We start from the raw sequence: 20,259 nt of genomic DNA, 5'->3' as shown, positions 1-20,259 counted from the left end.
AGGCAGGAAATTTCAAGGCATCAAACACGTTTATTCGTGCGGAGGCAGGATCTCGAGACCATATTTAGGGGCCGTCTCGATCATCTTTTTAATCTGGTCTTCATCCATTGGCGGTGGATTGTCCTCCGAGAAGGTGCCTGCTGGCTGACTGACTTCAATGAAGTAATCATCAAGCCCTGCGGGCACGGCCATGATGAGCATGCGCGCCGGCGTTTCGCCGATATTTTTAAAATAGTGCAGTGATCCTCGGGGTAAGGTCACCCAGGTCCCGACACCGCCTACGCTGCGCACACCATCGGCAAAGAACCCAGTTCACCTTCCAGCACGAAGAAGGATTCTTCCTCGCGGGTGTGCCGGTGCGGAGGCGGGCCCTTCTGCGCAGGAATGATAGCTTCCATGACGGTATAAGCCCCGCCGGTCTCGCGACCGCTGGCCTTGATGGTGTAAATGTCGCCGGCGACACCGGTCAGCTGACCTTCTCCGGGTTTTAATATACGTGCGCTCATATTGGTTGACTCCCTCTCTGCCGTTGATGACCTGGGTGCGGCTTAATGGAAAAACTCGAGTAAGGCCGCCGTTAACTGCTCGGGTTGTTCTTCGGTCAGCCAGTGACCACTGCGTTTAATGACCACGCTTTGCACATCGTTAGCCAGCGGACGCATGATATGACCCATCTGAACGTTCATGCAGAACTCTCCGCCGACGGCGAGAACCGGCATAGACAATTTGGTCAGCGCATTTTGCCTGTTATTGACCGCATCAATATCGAATGCCCGATAATGTTCAAAGCTTGCACGAAGCGCGCCTGGTGCGCTCAATCGTTCGGCATACTCGTTGAGGTCGGCATCGGACAGCGCATAGGTATCGTAGGCAAGATGGCGAATAAAATGGGTAATGAACATTTTTTCGCGACCGGCTATCAGCGCTTCGGCAAGATTCGGTGCACGGAAGAAACCAAAATGCCAGAATTGTGGAAATGCGGCGCTGTCATGCAGTGCCTCAAGTCCCAACCCCGGCAGGCCCGCCTCCAGCACCGCCAGTTTCCGTACTTCATCCGGATGCGCACTGGCGTATTCGTAGGCGACCATCATACCGATGTCATGCCCGACCAGATTGATTTCATGGAAACCCAGATGGTGCACCAACTGGTGAATATCTTGCGCTACGGTGCGTTTATCATATCCACTGCCGGGTTTGTCGGAATCGCCAAAGCCCCGCATATCAGGAGCAATCACCGTAAACTGGCGGGCCAGCGCCGGGATCATGGAATGCCATTCACGCCAGGTTTGCGGCCAGCCGTGCAAAAGCACCAGAGGCTCGCCGGAACCGGCCATAACATAATGAAGACGTACGCCGTTCACCACAGCAGTATGGTGGGTTATGTCAATGTCTGATTGAGGTAAGGATTTTTCGTTGCTCATCGTTTTCGCTCTAATAAGATTAAGGGTCTTTGGACGGCGAAAAGGGTCTGAAAGTGGCCGCTTCACACGTCCTTCATTCATCTTAGATAAAGCCACAGCGGGATTATAGAGGGCTAATTGGAGAACACTGTTCCACCAATGGAGCAATATCCGCTCTATTTTGACGCATCATGACGTTTTGAAATCCCCGCGCCATGATTCGGCAATCATACTGTCGGGTTCGGGTGATAGTTAACGTGAGACAGGGCGCAAATAAATACCGTGCTGCTTAGTGACTTTTACGAAAAGGGTTAGGGTATGAATTAGTAATCTTAATTATACGCCATGAATTCATCTTATTAGGGTGTAAAACGGAATTGTAAATTCCACTCATGGCATAATATTGCCTGTTATTTTTCTCTTTGATTATTAATATTAAATAAGTCTGTACGAAATATTCGCCTGTTTGGCGGACCATTAGTCCCGATTTAAATACCAGCGTGCTTCGTCAACGCGCTACGCTTTATCAGTAAGATTTATTTTAAATAATATTATCAGCCAGACAGGAGTTACCATGTTTACTCTTTTGCGCGCCGATCCGGATGCCACCTTCGAAAAAGGCCCTTTCCATATTCGTCATGTGCGCCCTGGACATTCCTTGCCCGATAAAAACGATACCGCCTTTGGTCCGCTTGCCGGAATAGACCATGCAAATTTAGGGCTTGATACGCTTGTAAAAATGCACGAGCACAAAAATGACGAGATCCTGAGTTATATGTGGCGGGGTTCAATGGTACATGAAGATACCGGTGGCGAGAGGATCACGCTTTCTCCTCAAAGACTCATGATGATGAACGCCGGGCAAAGTTTTTGGCATGAGGAGTCGACGCCGAAAGAAGCCGCTGAAATGTTGCAGATTTTTATTCGTCCGCGCGCGGCAGATTTGGAAGGTCGGGTGCAATTTATGGAACGTCCTGACGGAGGACCGGAAAATATCTGGACCCTGCTGGCCGCGCCCGAAGGCGAAAATGCCCCGCTGCATATCCGCCAGCAGGTCTGCCTGTATGACATAAAACTGGAAGCCGACCAGGAGACCGTGATCCCCGAAAGAGCCGGGTTTTCGCCTTTCCTCTATGTGGTCGACGGCGAGATTGAGGTTGCCGGGCAGAGGTTGCATAAGGGCGATGGCCTCGGGGCAGAAGGCACAACGCTTGCGCCCATCACGGCGCAGACCACCACAACGCTGGTCTGCTTTCTGGTCGACCTTGAGGCCGACGCCGTGCTGGTGGGTTCCATCAGCGGTAAATAGTCAGTCTGACAGGTTCTGTGCGGTAGCCTGTCAACTCCCCTGTAATTTACTGCGGATAAATTCAATGAAGACCTGCACCTTGGCGGGCAACAGTCGCGTCTCCGTCAGGGCATAAATCGTTACACCATCGGCTTCGAACGGCGACAGAATCCGCACCAGTTCATTGCGTTTCACATCTTCTGCGACAATAGGTTCGGGAAGTATGGCGATGCCCATGCCTATCGCGGCAAGACGCCGCATCATGCCGATACTGTTCATCTGAAAACGTCCCGAAGCATTGATGCTGAACTTCTCTTTTTCGGAATGCAGATGCCATAGGGTGGTTTTTTCAGGCCGCATCACCAGGCATTCATGTGCCGAAAGTTCATCGGGATGCCCCGGTGTACCCTTGCTGGCAAGATAGTCCGGCGAGGCATAGAGATAACGCGGAAGCGATCCGAGTTTACGGGCTATGAGTCCCGAGTCGGGCAGCGTGCCCATTCGAATGGCCAAATCGAAGGGTTCGGACACCAGATCCACATTCCTTGGCGTCAGGTCGAAGTCAAAAGCGATGCCCGGGTAATGCTCGGCAAATTCGCGAATAAACGGCGCAAGCACTACGATGGCAAAATCGGCGGGCAAAGAAATTCGCAGCATTCCTTGAGGCTGCGCCAGCATCGACCCCAGCTGCTCATGCGCCAACCGCGCCTCGTCAACGATTCTTCGGCACCGCTCATAGTAAATCTGCCCCGCTTCGGTCAACTCGATTTTACGTGTCGTTCGATGCAGCAGTCTGAGACCGATGGTCTTTTCCAGCTCCCCGATTTTGCGCGACAAGGTGGAATTTGGCATACCCAACGCTTCGGCCGCGCCGCGAAAGGTTTTCGCTTTAACGACTTCCACAAAGTAAGACATATGGTTGAGAAGTTCCATCGCTATTGTTCCATGTGTGGAATGTTCAATTCTAATTTTAGCTATTTATTCCAGAATTCGGAAGCCTATACTTTAGTTATTCGCACCGAGTTCAACAAATCCTTGCGATGGTTGTTACATAAACCCCTTTGAATATTAACGATCAGTTATAGGAAAAATATCATGAGCTTTGAAAAATTTACCGCCGACAACGCCGCCATCCTGCTTATCGACCATCAGGTTGGCACCATGGGTTGGGCCAAATCTATGCCGTTTGAAGAACTCAAACGCAATGCCCTGATGATTGCCAAATCTGCCGCCATTTTGAATATGCCGGTGGTGCTAACCTCGAGCATGGAAGAGTATGCGCAGGGTCCTCTGCTCGACGAGCTGAAATCCATTTTGCCAAAGCAGTTCGATGCCCGCATTAAACGTATGGGTATCGTCAACGCCATGGACGACGAGCATTTTGCCGCGGCAGTTAAAGCCACCGGCAGAAAGAAACTGATCATCGCCGGGGTGACCAATGACGTATGTACGGTTTATCCCGCCCTTACGCTGGCAAGCGAAGGCTTTGATGTTCAGGTCGTTGCCGATGCCGGGGCTTCGCCAACCAAAATGGCTGACGATATTGCGCTGCGCCGCATGGAAAAAACGGCATTACCCTCACCTCGACCAACCAGCTGATTGCCGAACTGGCAGGAAGCTGGGCGACTCCCGAAGGGGGTCAGCTGGTTCAGGTGGTGATGGAAGCATTCCAGTAACAGCCCGTTTGACATGAAAAATCAGGTTCATTGACCGGGCCCCTTTCCGGTCAATGCCCTATCCTGGCCCATAACAGAAGACAGGCGTAGAAATGGACGCCTGCCTTGCAAGGATTGATGACAACTATGTTTAAAATTTTCCGTAGTCATAAACGTCGACACGGTTCTGGCGGCTTCGGGATTGAAATCCTGTGGCCGGGTACCGTACAGAAGTCGGACGACAGTGGTATCGGCGCGATTGGCCGCATTGACCATGCCAACGTGCTGCCGGGGACCGTTATCTCCATGCATCCGCATAAGGATGACGAGATTTTGACCTACATGCGCAAAGGTAAAATGCTGCATCTCGACACTGTCGGCAATGAAGAAGAGATAACCAATACCCGCCTGATGTTGATGAATGCGGGTCACACGTTCCAGCACGAGGAGCGGATTCTCGGGGGCAGCGACGACACCATGCAGTGTCTGCAAATCTTTGTTCGCCCTTCGCAGGCCGATTTGAAACCGCAGGTGCAGTTCCATGATTTTGGGCAACCCTACAGCGAAAATGCCTGGCGACTGATAGCCGGCCCCGACAACGCGCCGCTACTTTTCCGCGCGCAGGCATGGTTGCAGGATACCCGACTGGAGAGCGGCAGCGAGATAAGCCTCCCTCCCGTGCCTGTCAGCGGCGTCGCCCGTATTCTGTATGTTTTCGAGGGAAGCGCGCGTATCGGCGATATGCACCTTGAAACCGGCGAAAGTGTCATCATTCGTGATGACGAAGCCCACACTGTGACAGCCGATGCACAAACAGATTTGGTGCTGTTCACGACCGACCCGAACGCCAGCGTATTTCGTGGCGGCATGTTCAGCGGCAATATTCTCTCTCGCTAACGCAACGCGCAGCACGGCAAATGATTAGGCTAACCCACTCGGGGTTGGCCTTTTTATTATTTCCCCTTTCTTTTCCCCAGAAATTATTCCCCCGCCCAACCACAATTTATAGCCCCTCGCCACGTGCAGGACCGATTTATGCACGCTTGTTAAAGAGAAAGATTGAAAGGGAGTAAAAATACCGAAAGCCTACTAGATAGTCACAATTATGGCGTACAGATTGCATGACACTCGGGATGTCTTCGCTGATGCTACAGGATTGTGCAATGTCCGATATATTTCCGCCTTTGACCCCTAAAATCCGCCCGGAACAGCCGTGGTTTGTGCTGAGTGCGGCAAAGTATTATTCAGCCATGCCGTCGGCAGACCCGGCGATTTCGCACTTCTATAATTTTGAAGTGGCTGCATCGGTTAAACATACTTTTGCCATACCGGATGGCTGCGTGGATATTGTCTTTGATTGTGATGCACAAGTTCCGACAGCCAGAGTGTGCGGCACCACGCTTAAAGCGCGGGAGGTTGAGTTTATCAGTGGGCATCGCTATTTTGGCGTGCGATTTTCTCCGGGCGTTATCCCGGATTTTATCGATCTCGATGCCGAAGAGTTAACCGATCGGGAATTCAGTTTTCTGGACGCCATTCCCAACGCGCGGCTGGCTCAGGAACAGATTTCGGGTACGGCCTTATTAAGTGAAAAAATTAGCCTATTTAATCAGTATTTTACCTATAAGCTCATTCGCAAACCGACGACGGTAACTTCAATCAGCATTCAAAACATCATCGAAAAAAAGGCAATATCCGCATCGATCAACTTGAAAGCCTCACCGGCTATACCTGCCGAACTATTCAGCGACAGTTTCGGCAGGATACAGGCCTGTCTCCCAAGGCATTCAGCCGTATCATTCGCTGTCAGTCTGCGCTTAATGCGATTCATGAGGGCAAGGAGATGGCCATGATTGATTTAGCCTTCGATTTGGGTTTCAGCGATCAATCTCATTTTCTCAGAGAATTTAAACAGCTGGTCAGCACCACGCCTCAGCATTACCAAAGAACTCTTACTCAAAACGTCTATCACGAACGGATTATCTACCGTTAGTGGGTACGCGCGTAATCGTAGAATGGGCAGCGAAGGAGCCTCCGTCTTTCAAGCACCCGGTTTGAATGACAAAGGCCCCTTTCATTATGTATCAGCGTGTTAAAAGCGCTCGAAGCGGTAAGGCGCGGGATCGATAATAGGTCGAAAGCCGGAGACGATATCTGCGGCTAATTGACCGCCAGCGGGTGACGTGCCAAATCCGTGTCCCGAAAAGCCCGTCGCTATCGTGAGGCCCGGAATCTTTGCAACAGGGCCAATGACCGGGTTCGAATCTGGCGTCACATCAATAGTCCCCGCCCACGCCTCCGCGATTTCTGCCTGTTCAAAAACGGGCCACGCGGCTCTCAGGTTATTCATGGCTTCCTGATTGAGACCATGATTCACGTCAGGATCCAGCGTGCGCACCCGTTCAAAGGGAGAAGGTCCGGTCTTGCTCCAGCGGCGCGGCAGGGCCAAATCCTTGACAAAGGCTTTGCCGAGCGAAATACGCAAGAAATCTCGTTGCGTGCGAAGCTGGGGCAGATAACGCCTGCCGAGCAATAAATGGTCTACCGTCAGGCAGGCGTCCAATGCTCCGCGCTGGGTAATGATAAAACCGCCATCAATATGTTTTCTGAATGAAAAATCAGGCGCGCCCACCGCAATGTCGGTCGGGCCATCCATGGGTGTTGTGCGCAGCACCGAGCAGACAAGCGGCAGTGTCGGCAGCGACACCCCCTGATTTCCCAGGAGTCTTCGTGACCATTGCCCGCCCGCCAGCAGCACCTGCTCACAGCGAATTTCACCCTTCTCGGTAACGACACCGCTGATTTTTCCTCCGGCCTGAGACAAAGCCCGCACGGCACAATTTTCAAGAATGACGACACCCTTCGCGACGGCGGCATTCGCGATGGCGCTTGCCGCGAGCGAAGGTTCGGCACGTCCGTCGGAGGCGGTATAAATTCCCCCGAGCCAGTTGGCCTTTCCGCCCGGCACACTACGTGCAATCTGTGCGGGCGTCAGCATGCAGGAGTCCAGCTTCAGAGAGGAGACTGACTTGAGCCAGTTTTCATGCATCGCCATTTGCCCCGCGTTACGGGCAAGAAACAGGATACCTGCCTGACGATATCCTACGTCCCTGCCCACCCGCGCCGCCATCGCGGCCCATAACCCGTCGGCGGCCTGTGCCAGAGGAATGTCCTCGGCGTGGCGGCTGGTTTTGCGCACCCAGCCGAGATTACGTGAAGATTGCTCGCCAGCAATGCGCCCTTTCTCCAGCACGACGACGGGTATATTGCGCTCCGCCAACGTCAGGGCAGCCGTGAGTCCGACTATTCCTCCGCCCACCACCACGACCGTCGTTGCAGACGGCAACTGGGTCGAGGTAAATACAGGCGCGATTTTTGTAACCATAGTAATAACTTCCCGAAAGGAGATAAAAACGGCCGCCGCCAGCGGGTCACGTGTTCGCTAGGCTGACAGGCTGATTTCCTGAACGTCCGCCTTCGAGGCCCCTCGATAGGCCGTGACCTCGAGTTCGACTTTGTAAATTGTTGAACCCAGCGGAGGACAGGTCACGGTACTGGCCGGATTGATCCCGCGAAACTTCTCGCCAATCAACGCCATGACGGTAGGAACATCATCGGGTTCCTGAATAAATACCCGCGAGCAGACAACATCGGCGAGACAACAGTCGACGGCCTTCAACGCCGTTTCGATATTCTCGAAAACCTGCAAAGTCTGCGCCGACACTTCTGGGGCAATTTCTTTGGTGACAGGATGGCGTCCTGCGGTGTTCGAGACATAAACCCAGTTGTCCACGGCGACAATGCGCGAGTAACTGGCCTTTTCTTCGAAAATCGAACCCGTTTTTACTTTGATAATGGCAGTCATGTTGGTTTTCCTTGATAAAATAAAGGGTCAGCTTAGAACCGGGGTTTCCCATAGGTTCAGTTTTACGCCGATGTTGTTTTTAAGCGCGTTGCGGTAGACGACAGTGCCCCACGCCACGTCTTCTACGGGCATGCCTCCGACCGACATGATAATTATCTCTTCATCATTGATGCGTCCCGGCGCCTCTCCCGCAATAATCTTGCCGATATCTTCAATCTGTTCGGATTGAAGACGCCCCTCGGCCAGCATGTCCATAAAGCGCACGCCGATAACCGGAATGGTGTGATGCGCAGGCTTTGGCACTTCCTCGAACCAGGCATGATAAAGACCGGTATTGTCGAGAACCTTGCGCACGTCCGACTGCTCCATGCCGCTATCGATATTGCAGAGCGCAGGCATGGCGAGAAACGTGCCGGGCCTGACCCATTCACGTTTTACGAGGGGATAGGTTGTCGGGTCGCCCACTTCTCCCGAGCTGCAATAGGTCACGATGTCGGAATCGCGCACCACGTCTTCAAGGGTATCGACAACCTTGATGGTGGTGACTTGCGGATAGGTTTGCGTGAGCCAGGTAATAAAACTGTCGAGACTTTTCTGGCTGCGGCCTTTGATTTTGAGAGTGTCAATCTGCGGACACACAGCGAGGAAAGCGGCAACGGCCGTTTTCCCCATCACGCCCGGTCCGAGCAAACCGATCACTTTTGAGTCCTTGCGCGCCAGATGACGCGCCCCTACCCCCGGAACCGCGCCGGTGCGATAGGCAGACAATAAGTTGGCCGACATATGCGCCAGCGGCGCACCGGTGTCGGCATCGTTGAGAGTAAACATCAAAATCGAACGCGGCAGACCTTTTTGGCGATTGGCAATATTGGAGCCGTACCATTTCACTCCGGCGGTACAGAAATTGCCGCCCAGATAAGCTGGCATCGCCATCAGACGGCGATCGGCGGTCGGTTTGGGCATGGTTGGAAACGGCGAGTTTTCCGGAAAAGTGACCATGGCACCGTGCGAATCATTATTGGACCCCGCCATGCGGTAATCGCCCCGGTAAAGCAGGCCGAACATCTCTTCCATGGTATCGACACAGGCGGCCATATCGGTGACGCCAGCCCGGATCATGTCCTGCTCCGAAAGGTAGATAAAATCGATTCTGGTATTGTCGGACATAGCTTTACCCTCTGTTCAGTCGGTTAATACAAGCACCACAAGATAATCAGCACCGCCGCGAAGCGCGTGTCGGCAAATGGCGTGATGAAATAGTAATAACGCGGCAGAGATCCGCTGTATTGAAGATTTGCGACAGCAAGGGGCAGGAATGAAAGGGAAATGTCAGGGGAGGATATGCGTCAGACAGTGTGCCGGTCGCGAGCACTAAAACGGTGCGCGTGCTGCACCCGGACGTTGTCCGATTTTTTCTATCCCTCGTGTGGACACTGATAAATGATGAGGTGGATGAACTACCTCCAACGGTCGTCTTTTCACCCCTTCGATTTCACTGTCTATAAGGCGCTGGCGATGAGCAACTCTACCGGTTTGAGAAAAAACACTTTGGGCCTGTTTTCACTGATTTTCTTTGTTGTGGCGGCGGCTTCTCCCTTAACCGGCGTCGTCGGAGGATTACCGATTGCGATATTCTCCGGCAACGGCGGCGGTATCCCCGTCATTTACCTGCTGGCCTGCGTCATCCTGATTATTTTTTCCGTCGGCTTTATCACCATGAGCCGGTATGTCAGCAGCGCGGGCGCTTTCTATGCCTATATTTCAAAAGGTTTAGGAGAGAATTGGGGCGCATCGGCGTCGGTCATGGCGCTAATGGCCTATTTCTCGGTGCAAATGGCCGTCGTGGCCATGCTCGGATTCTTTACCCAGCTATTTTTTGAACAACATTTCGCCACCTCGATTCCGTGGTGGGCATTTAGCATGTTGTTTGCCGTCATTGCCTGGATATTGGGCATTAAGCGTGTCGAAGTGGGCGGAAAATTGCTGGGCGTGTTGATGTTGGGCGAAGTTGGCATCGTCGTGTTGATGGATGTCATGATTTTGTTAAAGAAAACCGGCCCAGTGACCTTCAGCTCCTTTGAGCCCTCTGTGTTTATGCAGGGAAATCTGGGCATCGCCTTTATTTTTGCCATCGCCTCCTTTGTAGGGTTTGAATCGACAGCCATCTATGCCGAAGAGTGTCGCGACCCGCACAAGACCGTTCCGCGCGCGACTCTTTGCGCATTGCTGCTCATCACCGCATTTTTCTGCTTTACCAGCTGGTCGCTTGTTCAGGCGTTTGGATTAGACAGAATTGTCGAGATGGCTCGCAAAGATCCCGGTAATTTTGTGTTCGCCATTACACGCCAATACGTGGGCCAATGGGCCGTTGAAACCATGTCGGTCTTGCTGATAACCAGCCTGTTTGCGGCAACGCTTGCCTTTCACAATAATATTTCACGCTATATTTTCAGCATCAGTCGAGATGGTTTAATCTGGAAAGAGCTATGCAAAACACATCCAACCAACGGTACGCCGCATAATGCCAGTCACTTGCACAGCGTTATTTTACTGCTGCTGCTGGCGGCGATGGGCAGCATCAATATCGACCCGATGGTACACATCTTTGCCTTTGGCACCGCCATTGCCACAATTTGCATTCTCGTGTTGCAGATAGGCGTTTCAGCGGCGGTGGTCATGTTCTTCCGACGCACGGGAAAACAAGGCAACACGGCCTGGCGCGTATTTTGGGCACCGCTGATTTCACTGGTCTTTATGGTGATTACACTGGTTATGGTGATAAACAATCTCCAGCTGATAAGCGGCAGCGATTCGAAACTGGTGCAATTTGTTCCGTGGTTGATTGCCGGTTGTGGAATCGGCGGCTATCTGCTGTCCATAAAATCCAGAAAACCGATAAAATCGCCCTCGGCGCTCTAATATTCCCGCTCACATCCTCGCCTTCTCGCCGAGAGACAAAAGCCTCTGAAACTTAGAGGCTTTGTTCATCGCGGGTTGGCGTTAGGCAAGGCTTGGATAATCGGTGTAGCCCGCTTCATTTCCGCCGAAGTAGGTCGTGTGATCGGCCGGATTCATCGGCGACTGGGTTTGCAGACGGGTGATAAAGTCCGGGTTTGCCAGCACCATTTGACCATAGGACTCCAACTCGGTCATGCCCGAGGCAATATCGCTGCCGATATCCTCGCGCGCCCGACCCGGACGGTTGACTATCAACGACTGTGACCAAAGACGGCGAATATCTTTAAGGAGCGACTCGTTACCCAGGTGCATGACGTGCACATAGGCCAGTCCGAGCTTATTCAATTCGGCGACCAGATAACGGTAAAGTTCCGGCCCCTGCTCGCCTTCGTCAATTCCCCACATTGCGGTACCCGGAGAAAGGCGAATCCCCGTTTTTTCAGCACCCACGGCTTCGGCAACGGCGGTGGCAACCTCAATGGCGAAACGCGCCCTATTTTCCACCGAGCCGCCATATTCATCGGTTCGGGTGTTTGAGCTTGGCGCGAGGAACTGCTGAATCAGATAGGCGTTGGCCCCGTGAATCTCCACGCCATCAGCACCGGCTTCAATCGCACAGCGGGCGGCCAGACGGAAATCGTTGACCGTCTGGCGGATATCTTCGGCCGTCATCTCGCGTGGGACGGGAATGTCCTGCATGCCGTGGGGTGTAAACATTTGCGTGCCCGGCGCAATCGCCGAAGGAGCCACGCCCTGACGATGGTGCGGCGTATTCTCGGGATGTGACATACGGCCGGCATGCATGAGCTGAATGAAGATCCGCCCGCCCTGACGGTGCACGGCATCGGTGACCTTTTTCCACCCGGCAATGTGTGCCTCGGTATAAATACCCGGCGTCATCAAATATCCCTGACCGTCCGCCGACGGCTGCGTACCCTCTGCAATGATAAGGCCCATGCTGGCGCGTTGAGCATAATAATCCCCCATCAAACTGCCCGGCGTGCCATCAAAGTTGGCGCGACTGCGTGTCATGGGCGCCATGACAAGGTGATTGGAAAGGATGTAGGGACCAAGTTTGACGGGGGTAAAAAGGCGACTCATTTCATTATCCTAACGTTGATGTGCAGAATAGGCCCTGCCGGATTGACAGTGAAATCAGCAGGACCTGGAAGCATGATGTGACGTATACCAGTCAATGGGTACTTGGGCCCATCATCAACGAATTCCCTCGTGGGATAAATGACTCATAATGGAAATCATTATTCCATTCATGGAGCAATTAACTGCTTTATCTCCCTTCAAACCCTTTTTTTGGTCAAAATGAAACAGGACGAAAGGTCGACGGCGTTATCTCCGTCAATCCAGCAATATTCTGTTTTACGCCTGCGCGATGTCTTGTTTTGTGGAACCGGTGAAGAGATGAAATGCGGTTTCGAAATCAGGGATTTAGCCCGTAACCTCGATAAATTTGGGGATTTTCGCACCCCGTCACGCAGAGGGTGCGACACATCATGAAGATGACTCATGTTCCAATGAAATTAAATCACTTTTACTCCCTCCGTGACTCTGGCATAAAAGAGACACGAAATTATTAGCTTAGTCACCTTGAAGACGACTGAATACAAAGCCTGAAAATAAATCAGGGAACCCCTGAAAAAAGCAATAAGTCCATTCAGGTCTTTATATCAGAAATTAGGATGCCGGAACGCCATGAAAAACGAATTTACCTTTAACATTAAAAGCATTCGCTTCGACGAGAATTATAATCCGTCGGAAAGTACGCGTATCACCACCAACTTTGCCAATTTGGCGAGAGGAGAGAAGCGTCAGGAAAACTTGCGCAATGCCTTGATGATGATCGACAATCGTTTCAATTCGCTGGCGCGTGAAGATAATCCTAACGGCGATCGTTATTCTGTGGAGCTGGACATCGTCTCCGTCGAAATGAATATTTCTGCGCAAGGCAATACCGACAGTTTCCCGGTGATTGAAATACTGAAAACCAATATTGTCGATAACAAAACCCACCAGCGTTTTGAAGGCATTGTCGGCAATAACTTCTCCTCCTACGTGCGTGATTATGATTTCAGCGTGTTGCTGTCAGAGCACAATAAAAATCAAACCACATTCAGCACGCCGGAAAATTTTGGCGAGTTACACGGTAACATCTTCAAATATTTCATCAATTCAGAGGCTTATAAAAGCAACTTTAAAAAGCCGCCGGTAATTTGCTTAAGCGTTTCCAGTAAAAACACTTACCATCGCACGGATTATCAGCATCCGGTGCTGGGCGTCGAATATCAGCAGAATGAACCTTCCCTGACCGATCACTATTTCGGCAAAATGGGATTACAGGCGCGTTACTTTATGCCTGCCAATAGCGTTGCGCCCCTGGCCTTTTATTTCCCCGGGGATTTAACGGCCGATTACACCGACCTCGAACTTATCGGCACCATTAGCACCATGGAGACTTTCCAGCGGATTTACCGCCCGGAAATCTACAATGCGAATTCTGCGGCTGGGCATTGCTATCAACCGAACTTGAATAACCAGGATCATACATTAACTGAAATTGTTTATGATCGAGAAGAACGTAGCCAGTTGGCTGTCGAGCAGGGAAAGTTTACTGAACAACACTTCATTAAACCTTATCAGGCTATTCTTGAAGAGTGGTCTGCCAATTACGTTCTTTGATTAACCAAAAAATAAAAGGTCATTTGTCATGAAAATTTTGTTACCTACTTCTACGGCGGGCAGTTTGCCTAAACCTTCATGGCTTGCGCAGCCTGAAACTCTGTGGTCACCGTGGAAACTGCAAGGCGATGAACTGATTGCCGGTAAACAGGATGCCCTGCGTCTGTGTCTGGAAGACCAACGTCAGGCCGGTATCGATATCGTCAGTGACGGCGAGCAGACCCGTCAACATTTTGTCACGACGTTCATTGAACACCTTGATGGCGTTGACTTCGAAAAACGTGAAACCGTCCGAATTCGTAATCGCTATGATGCGAGCGTACCGACCGTTGTCGGCGCAGTGTCACGCCAGAAACCCGTGTTCGTCGAAGATGCCAAATTCCTGCGTCAGCAAACCACAAAGCCGATTAAATGGGCATTGCCGGGTCCGATGACGATGATCGATACCCTCTATGATGCCCACTACAAGAGCCGCGAAAAACTCGCCTGGGAATTCGCCAAGATCCTGAACCAGGAAGCCAAAGAACTGGAAGCGGCAGGCGTGGACATTATTCAGTTTGACGAGCCGGCATTTAACGTTTTCTTCGATGAAGTCAATGACTGGGGTATTGCCGCGCTGGAAAGAGCGGTTGAAGGGCTTAAGTGTGAAACCGCGGTTCACATTTGCTACGGTTATGGCATCAAGGCCAACACAGACTGGAAAAAGACGCTGGGTAACGAATGGCGTCAATATGAAGAGATTTTCCCTAAGCTGCAAACCTCGAGCATCGATATCGTTTCGCTGGAATGTCAGAACTCGCACGTTCCGATGGATCTGATTGAGCTTATTCGCGGTAAAAAAGTCATGGTCGGTGCCATCGATGTGGCTACCAATGCTATCGAGACTCCTGAAGAGGTTGCGAATACGCTTCGCAAAGCCCTGCAGTTCGTCGATGCCGACAAGCTCTATCCGTCGACCAACTGTGGTATGACGCCGCTTGCTCGTCAGGTCGCAAACGGCAAGCTAAAAGCATTGAGCGCCGGTGCTGAAATCGTGCGTAAAGAGTTGCTCGGAAAATAACGCCGTCAGGTCGTTGATAATTTTCCGTTAACGTGGTCCGGGTCCGGCGTTTTCTTTTTCGCCCATGAGGTTTACCCTTTTGCCGGACCGCGTTACCACATCTCTCGCCCTAAATGCCTTAACATCAATAATACTTCTCTATGCGCGAAATCGAGTTATTCCCTTTCACGCCATAATATCATAGCACCCTATCTATAATTCCCACGTTAAACCTCACCCCCTCTACATTTAAAATTTTCTGCCACTCTTTCAACCTAGACTTTAATTGCCGCAACACCTCGCAAGAATAATCCTCCAAACTTACAGGCAACCTCAGAATTATCGAGAGGTGTAATGAAGTAGCACGGAGTTTACACAGTGTAGAATGCGCGGAAAGCCGCAATCTGGGTTTATTGATGATTTCGAGCCACGGGATTACGATAAAGATTCCAATAACTGCAATACTTAATAGGTATCTGTAAGACGAGTGTATCATTTCCCTCCTGATAGTAAGAATATTTAGCCCGTTTCATTACGGGCATTTTTTAATTAATGAGCATAACGCCCCCTTCTCGTTAATTCATTTGCATGGGTTTTATTTTCCCGATGCAGAAAGAGTATGCACCTCACCCAGCCAACAGATTATGCCATTCCTGTCAGATTTATTATTCATCGGGCTTTTATTCCCTAAAAGCCACTTATATCAACGTGGAGAAAGTTATGTTTCATCATTCATCGAAACTTCAATTCCCAGTGCGTGTCGATAAACCTGATCCGGAATTTGCCATGCTGCTGCAACAGGCCATCGGGGGCGTGGAAGGCGAGATTCGCGTCGCCATGCAGTATTTCTTTCAGGCAATGGGCGCGCGCGGCGATGTGCGCATCCGCGATTTGCTGATATCGACAGCAACGGAAGAGCTCAGCCATATCGAAATGCTGGGCCATGCCGTCGCGCTGAACCTCGAAGGTGCCCCCTTTCCTATCAGGAAGCTTCGGCCAAAGATCCGGTCGTCAATGCCATTCTGGGCGGCATGAATCCGCTGCATGTCTTGTCATCGGGACTGTCGGCCATGCCGGTCAATGCCAATGGCGTGCCTTTCGATATGAGCCATATTTATGCTTCCGGAAATATTGCCGCCGATATGCTGTCCAATATTGCCGCCGAAGCGACCGGGCGCGTGCTGGCAACCCGTCTTTATAATATGACGCAGGACAGCGGCATGAAGGAGTTTCTGTCATTCCTGATTGCGCGTGACACCATGCACCAGCAACAATGGATGGCGGTCATCGAGGAGTTGGGCGGACTCAAGGCCACCCTGCCTATTCCCAACAGTTTCCCGCGGGAAAACGAGGCACTGGAGCACGCATATTATTGCCTCAATACCTCGCTCGACAAACCGCTCCCCAAAGGACGCTGGAGCGAAGGTCAGGCGTATGACGGCGTGGGCCAGTTTACGGCCTTTGAACAGCCCGATATTCTGGGGCAGGAGCCTGATTTGGGAAATGCCCGCTCGGGTTCCGGTGCGCAAATCGAGCAAATTCAGGTGCCGCCTTCCGTTTGATAATAGTGTCGATGGGTCAGGCCGAGGCTTTAGCTCGACCCGCCCATCTTTCAAGCCCGTGACCGACGCGCACACTTCTTCGCCGGTAACGCATTCTTTACCGGGTTGATTGCTGCAATTTCATCTCGAGACGGGCAATCAATTCGCCCAGTTCGCGCATATCGTCGCCATCCAGCAGCGGGCCAGGCTGTCGCACCGCGGCGCTACGGATAATCCCGCGTCGACGCAGTGTCTCTTTTCGCAGAGCCAATCCGATACCAAACTGGAATTCATGGCGCAGCAGCGGCAGATAGATATCGAACAGATTTTCCGCCTCTTCCGGCTTGCCTGCCTCGAACAGCGCACAAACCTGTACCAGCATTTCAGGATAGGCAAAACCGGTCATCGCGCCATCCGCGCCACGGCGCATCTCCTGCGGGAGAAAGAGTCCGCCATTGCCCACCAGAATACTTATCCGGCGTAAATCCCGCGCCACACTCTGCTTTCTGACCTGAGTCAGCTTGCGCAACCCCGGCAAGTCTTCGTGTTTCAACATCACCAACTGCGGCAGGGCTTCGATTAGGCGCAGTATGACCGCCACCGAGGTATGGACGCCGGTAGATTGCGGGAAATCCTGTAGACAGAGAGGCACGTCCGCGCCCAGTTTCTCCGCCACCGACAGGTAATACTGGCTTATCTGGTCATCGGTCTTGAGATTGGCGACGGGTGCCAGCATGACACCGGCGGCACCCAGTTCCATGGCGGTATGGCTTAGCCGCTGAACGTGTTGATGCGACGCATGACTCACGCCGACCACCACAGGCACGCGTCCGTTGACCCGAGCCAGCACGCGGCGCATAAACTGCAGCGATTCGTCCTCGGTCAATTTCGGCGCTTCGCCCATCATGCCCAGAATAGTCATGCCGCTCACGCCCTGCTCCAGATAAAAATCGGTCAGGCTGTCGGCGCTTTCCAAATCCAGAGCACCGTCGTCGGTAAAAGGCGTGGCGGAAATGATGTAGACGCCATGCGCCTGCTCATCGAGTTTAGGGGTCATCTCTGTCTTCCTGAGTAAATGAATAAATGTCTGCGGTGCGAAAAACTGCCTCAGCGCAGGTTGTTAAAAGGTCATGGCGTCGGCTGGCTGGAATCCCCATTCGACGATGTTGCCGGGCGTGCGTTCAAACGGCGAAATATCGGGCGGAGCATAGGCAATCAGGGTCTGCCCCTGCGAGGCGATAAAGAGTTTCCAGTGCATGCCGCAAAAAGTCGCCACCTGAACTTCTCCGCGATGACGCTGCGCGGCCTGCTGACTGGAATGGCCGACCAGCAAATGCTCGGGGCGAATGCCCAGCATGCCGCCGTTCTCCTGCGCAATAAAATTGCACTCGCCCAGAAATCCCGCCACAAAAGGACTGCCCGGACGACGGTAGAGTGTTTCAGGTGCGCCCGACTCCACAATGCGGCCGTTTTCCATAATGACGATGGTGTCGGAAAGGTTCATGGCTTCCTCCTGGTCGTGAGTGACGAATACCACCGTCAGGCCCAACTCCTGATGCAGCTGCTTGATTTGCAATTGAATCGTCTGGCGCAGATTTTTGTCGAGCGCACCCAGCGGTTCATCCATCAGCAGGATATCCGGATTAAACACCAGCGCGCGCGCCAGTGCGGTACGCTGCTGCTGACCGCCGGACAACTCTCCCGGCATACGCGTGCGATACGCTTCCAGGCTCACCAGCGCCAACGCCTCCGTCACTTTCCGTTCGATATCCTGCTTCGCCATACGGCGCATCCGCAGGGGAAAGGCCACGTTTTCAAAGACCGACAAATGCGGAAACAGCGCGTAGTTCTGGAACACCATCCCGATATTGCGCTCGGCAATCGGCATTCGACTGACATTTTTTCCTGCGATATGCACACTGCCTCTATCCGGCATTTCAAAACCCGCGATAATCTTCAGCAGTGTCGTTTTGCCGGACCCCGATGCACCCAGCAAGGTGCAAAACTCGCCACGTTTTACCGCCAGGTTGACCTCCGGCAAGGCAATCACTTCGCCGTAAGTCTTGCGAATTCCCGTTAGGGTGACGTCTTTACCTTGTTGTTGTTGCATTTTTTCTCCTTGGCGACCTGGCAGACTGTGGGCAAGCAAGATAAGCGCGGTGGCGGCAATCAATACGCAGGAGGCGGAAATCACCGTCGGGTCGAAATCGAACGACAACCCCTCGTACATCAGTTTTGGCAGCGTGCGATTGCGCAGCGTAGTCAGGAACAGCGCCATGACCACATCGTCGAACGAGGTGATAAAGGCAAAGACCGCGCCCCCGACAAGGCCCGGCAACAGCGCAGGCAGCATGATCCGCCTGAACATCTGGGGCCAGCTCGCGCCAAGACTCAGCGCGGCCAGTTCAAGGCTGGGGTCAAACGCCTGTAGCGCGGCACGGAGGGTAATGTAGACATAGGGCGTGGCCAGCACCGTGTGACCAATGATGAGCGCGACCGAGTTATTGATAAGGCCGAGCGGCCCGCAGAGATAATAAAGTGCCACGGCGGTGATGATGGCCGGTACCGACATCGGGATGATATACAGCGTTTCGAGCCAGCTTCTGCGGCCCGGCCGCATTTTATAGACGCCTAGTGCGGCGGTGGCGCCCAATAGCATTGAAACCAGAGTCACCATCGCGCCAATCTTGAGGCTCTGCCACAGCGCCGCCAACCATTTGGGATCCCCAAGGAAATTGCGGTACCAGCGAATGCCGTACTCCGCAGGCGGAAAGGTGGGGAAACTCCCTGTGCCGAAACTCATCGGGATGACGATGACAATCGGCAGCAGCAGGAAGACGGCGCACAGAACACCGGCGAGTGCGCTGATACGGCCTCCACCGGTGCGACGGGCAGTCACTATCTGATTCCCCTTTCCGGATGGCCCGCTCATCAGCTTGTCCAGCCCGAACAGCCGATTGAACAGCCACAGCGCAAAGAGCGTGGTAACAAGCAGGACGCCAGCCAGCGCGGCCGCGATGCCCCAGTTCAACTCATCGCTGATGTTATGCGAGATGAGTTCGGCAATCATGCGCTGCGCCGGTCCTCCCATCAGCGATGGCGTAATGTAATACCCCACCGCATTCATGAAGACGATAATGGCCCCCGCCACCACGCCCGGACGGGTCAGCGGTAAAATCACCCGGATGAAAATGCCGATGGAATCCGCGCCCAGACTCTGCGCCGCTTGAATCAGGGATTTATCCATCGAGCGAAACGAGGAGTACAGCGGCAATACCACAAATGGCATCAATACGTGGGTCATGCCAATCAAGACGCCGGTAAAGTTATAGAGAAAGGCGACCGGTTGATCGATAAGGCGCGTGGTGACCAGTAACGTGTTGAGGGGACCATTTTGCTGCAATAGCGCAATCCAGGCGGAGGTGCGCACCAGTGCGCTGGACCAGAACGGCAGCAGCACGGCGAAAAACAGCAGTTTCGACAGCGCGGGTTTTACCGAGGCCATCAAATACGCCAGCGGATAACTCATGACGATGCAACTGACTGTCACCACGGCTGCGATCACAAACGTGTTTTGCAGCACAATTCGATAGATAGGCACGTCGAGCAGCCGCCGATAATTGTCCACCGAGAGCACGCCATGACTGTAGAAACCCTGTTTGAGCAGGCCAATGATAGGCCAGATAAAAAACAGCGCCAGAAACAGCAGAAGCGGCAGTGCCAGCAAGGTCAGGCGGGAAAAACGGCGCACTTTCTTTTCCCGTTCGACCGCGTCCAGTCCGGGTAGCGATGATGTTGTCACGTTGTCTCTCCGGTTTT

At 52.7% G+C, this 20,259-nt stretch carries 16 protein-coding genes and 2 pseudogenes; 8 read left to right on the top strand and 10 right to left on the bottom strand.

Annotated features, from left to right (window positions below; all coding sequences use genetic code 11):
* Positions 1–30: 30 nt before the first annotated feature.
* Genes O1V66_RS04885 through O1V66_RS04875 form a run of 3 tightly spaced genes read right to left on the bottom strand, consistent with a single transcriptional unit; the run spans position 31 to position 1,421 of the window.
* Complete coding sequence (locus tag O1V66_RS04885; protein ID WP_269128156.1) at positions 31–261, bottom strand: cupin domain-containing protein; 231 nt, start codon at positions 259–261, stop codon at positions 31–33.
* 17 nt (positions 262–278) lie between these two features.
* Positions 279–506, bottom strand: coding sequence for a cupin domain-containing protein (locus O1V66_RS04880; protein ID WP_269128155.1), 228 nt, complete (start codon positions 504–506; stop codon positions 279–281).
* A 42-nt stretch (positions 507–548) separates the two neighbouring features.
* Positions 549–1,421, bottom strand: coding sequence for an alpha/beta fold hydrolase (locus O1V66_RS04875; protein WP_045046919.1), 873 nt, complete (start codon positions 1,419–1,421; stop codon positions 549–551).
* Between the two features lie 553 nt (positions 1,422–1,974).
* On the opposite strand from O1V66_RS04875, the gene O1V66_RS04870 reads away from it, so the two are divergent.
* On the top strand, positions 1,975–2,709 hold the full coding sequence (locus tag O1V66_RS04870) for a pirin family protein (protein WP_045046920.1): 735 nt from the start codon (positions 1,975–1,977) through the stop codon (positions 2,707–2,709).
* Positions 2,710–2,739: 30 nt separating this feature from the next.
* Here the strand turns inward: O1V66_RS04870 and O1V66_RS04865 are convergent, their stop codons facing one another.
* On the bottom strand, positions 2,740–3,621 hold the full coding sequence (locus tag O1V66_RS04865) for a LysR family transcriptional regulator (protein ID WP_045046921.1): 882 nt from the start codon (positions 3,619–3,621) through the stop codon (positions 2,740–2,742).
* A gap of 162 nt (positions 3,622–3,783) precedes the next feature.
* Between O1V66_RS04865 and O1V66_RS04860 the strand changes: the two genes are divergently transcribed.
* The 3 genes and pseudogenes from O1V66_RS04860 (at position 3,784) to O1V66_RS04850 (ending at position 6,336) form a co-directional block, all read left to right on the top strand.
* On the top strand, positions 3,784–4,287 hold the full coding sequence (locus O1V66_RS04860) for an isochorismatase family protein (RefSeq protein WP_269128154.1): 504 nt from the start codon (positions 3,784–3,786) through the stop codon (positions 4,285–4,287).
* 203 nt (positions 4,288–4,490) lie between these two features.
* Entirely contained in the window at positions 4,491–5,240 is a 750-nt protein-coding gene (locus O1V66_RS04855; protein WP_045046923.1) for a pirin family protein, read from the top strand.
* Positions 5,241–5,506: 266 nt separating this feature from the next.
* Positions 5,507–6,336 (top strand): annotated as a pseudogene (locus O1V66_RS04850) (AraC family transcriptional regulator).
* A gap of 99 nt (positions 6,337–6,435) precedes the next feature.
* On the opposite strand, the gene O1V66_RS04845 reads toward O1V66_RS04850, so the two are convergent.
* From O1V66_RS04845 to O1V66_RS04835, 3 genes are read right to left on the bottom strand one after another with little or no spacing between them, the layout of a single operon-like run.
* Positions 6,436–7,728: an NAD(P)/FAD-dependent oxidoreductase gene (locus tag O1V66_RS04845; protein WP_045046925.1), complete on the bottom strand. Its 1,293-nt coding sequence runs from the start codon at positions 7,726–7,728 to the stop codon at positions 6,436–6,438.
* Positions 7,729–7,785: 57 nt separating this feature from the next.
* A complete protein-coding gene (locus O1V66_RS04840; protein WP_045046926.1) occupies positions 7,786–8,208 on the bottom strand; it encodes a RidA family protein in 423 nt (140 codons plus the stop codon).
* Positions 8,209–8,235: 27 nt separating this feature from the next.
* On the bottom strand, positions 8,236–9,375 hold the full coding sequence (locus O1V66_RS04835) for a tyramine oxidase subunit B (protein WP_045046927.1): 1,140 nt from the start codon (positions 9,373–9,375) through the stop codon (positions 8,236–8,238).
* Between the two features lie 348 nt (positions 9,376–9,723).
* On the opposite strand from O1V66_RS04835, the gene O1V66_RS04830 reads away from it, so the two are divergent.
* Entirely contained in the window at positions 9,724–11,127 is a 1,404-nt protein-coding gene (locus O1V66_RS04830) for an APC family permease (RefSeq protein ID WP_045046928.1), read from the top strand.
* An 81-nt stretch (positions 11,128–11,208) separates the two neighbouring features.
* Here O1V66_RS04830 and O1V66_RS04825 read toward each other — a convergent pair whose 3' ends face one another.
* Entirely contained in the window at positions 11,209–12,267 is a 1,059-nt protein-coding gene (locus O1V66_RS04825) for an alkene reductase (protein WP_045046929.1), read from the bottom strand.
* A gap of 609 nt (positions 12,268–12,876) precedes the next feature.
* Here O1V66_RS04825 and O1V66_RS04820 point away from each other — a divergent pair.
* From O1V66_RS04820 to O1V66_RS21845, 3 genes and pseudogenes are all read left to right on the top strand, one after another.
* Positions 12,877–13,860 carry a DUF1852 domain-containing protein gene (locus O1V66_RS04820; protein WP_045046930.1) on the top strand — a complete coding sequence of 328 codons (984 nt, stop codon included), beginning with the start codon at positions 12,877–12,879 and terminating at the stop codon, positions 13,858–13,860.
* Positions 13,861–13,888: 28 nt separating this feature from the next.
* A complete protein-coding gene (locus O1V66_RS04815; RefSeq protein WP_045046931.1) occupies positions 13,889–14,920 on the top strand; it encodes a methionine synthase in 1,032 nt (343 codons plus the stop codon).
* A gap of 567 nt (positions 14,921–15,487) precedes the next feature.
* Positions 15,488–16,461, top strand: a pseudogene (locus O1V66_RS21845) (manganese catalase family protein).
* Between the two features lie 97 nt (positions 16,462–16,558).
* On the opposite strand, the gene O1V66_RS04800 reads toward O1V66_RS21845, so the two are convergent.
* Both O1V66_RS04800 and O1V66_RS04795 read right to left on the bottom strand, forming a co-directional pair.
* Positions 16,559–17,497: a dihydrodipicolinate synthase family protein gene (locus O1V66_RS04800; RefSeq protein WP_045046934.1), complete on the bottom strand. Its 939-nt coding sequence runs from the start codon at positions 17,495–17,497 to the stop codon at positions 16,559–16,561.
* 63 nt (positions 17,498–17,560) lie between these two features.
* Positions 17,561–20,242 (bottom strand): ATP-binding cassette domain-containing protein, encoded by a 2,682-nt coding sequence (locus O1V66_RS04795; RefSeq protein ID WP_269128151.1) that lies wholly within the window; start codon positions 20,240–20,242, stop codon positions 17,561–17,563.
* Positions 20,243–20,259: the final 17 nt, after the last annotated feature.

This window comes from Rouxiella chamberiensis (assembly GCF_026967475.1).
Classification (GTDB): Bacteria; Pseudomonadota; Gammaproteobacteria; order Enterobacterales; family Enterobacteriaceae; genus Rouxiella; species Rouxiella chamberiensis.
This window is presented reverse-complemented; position numbering and strand designations above follow the sequence as displayed.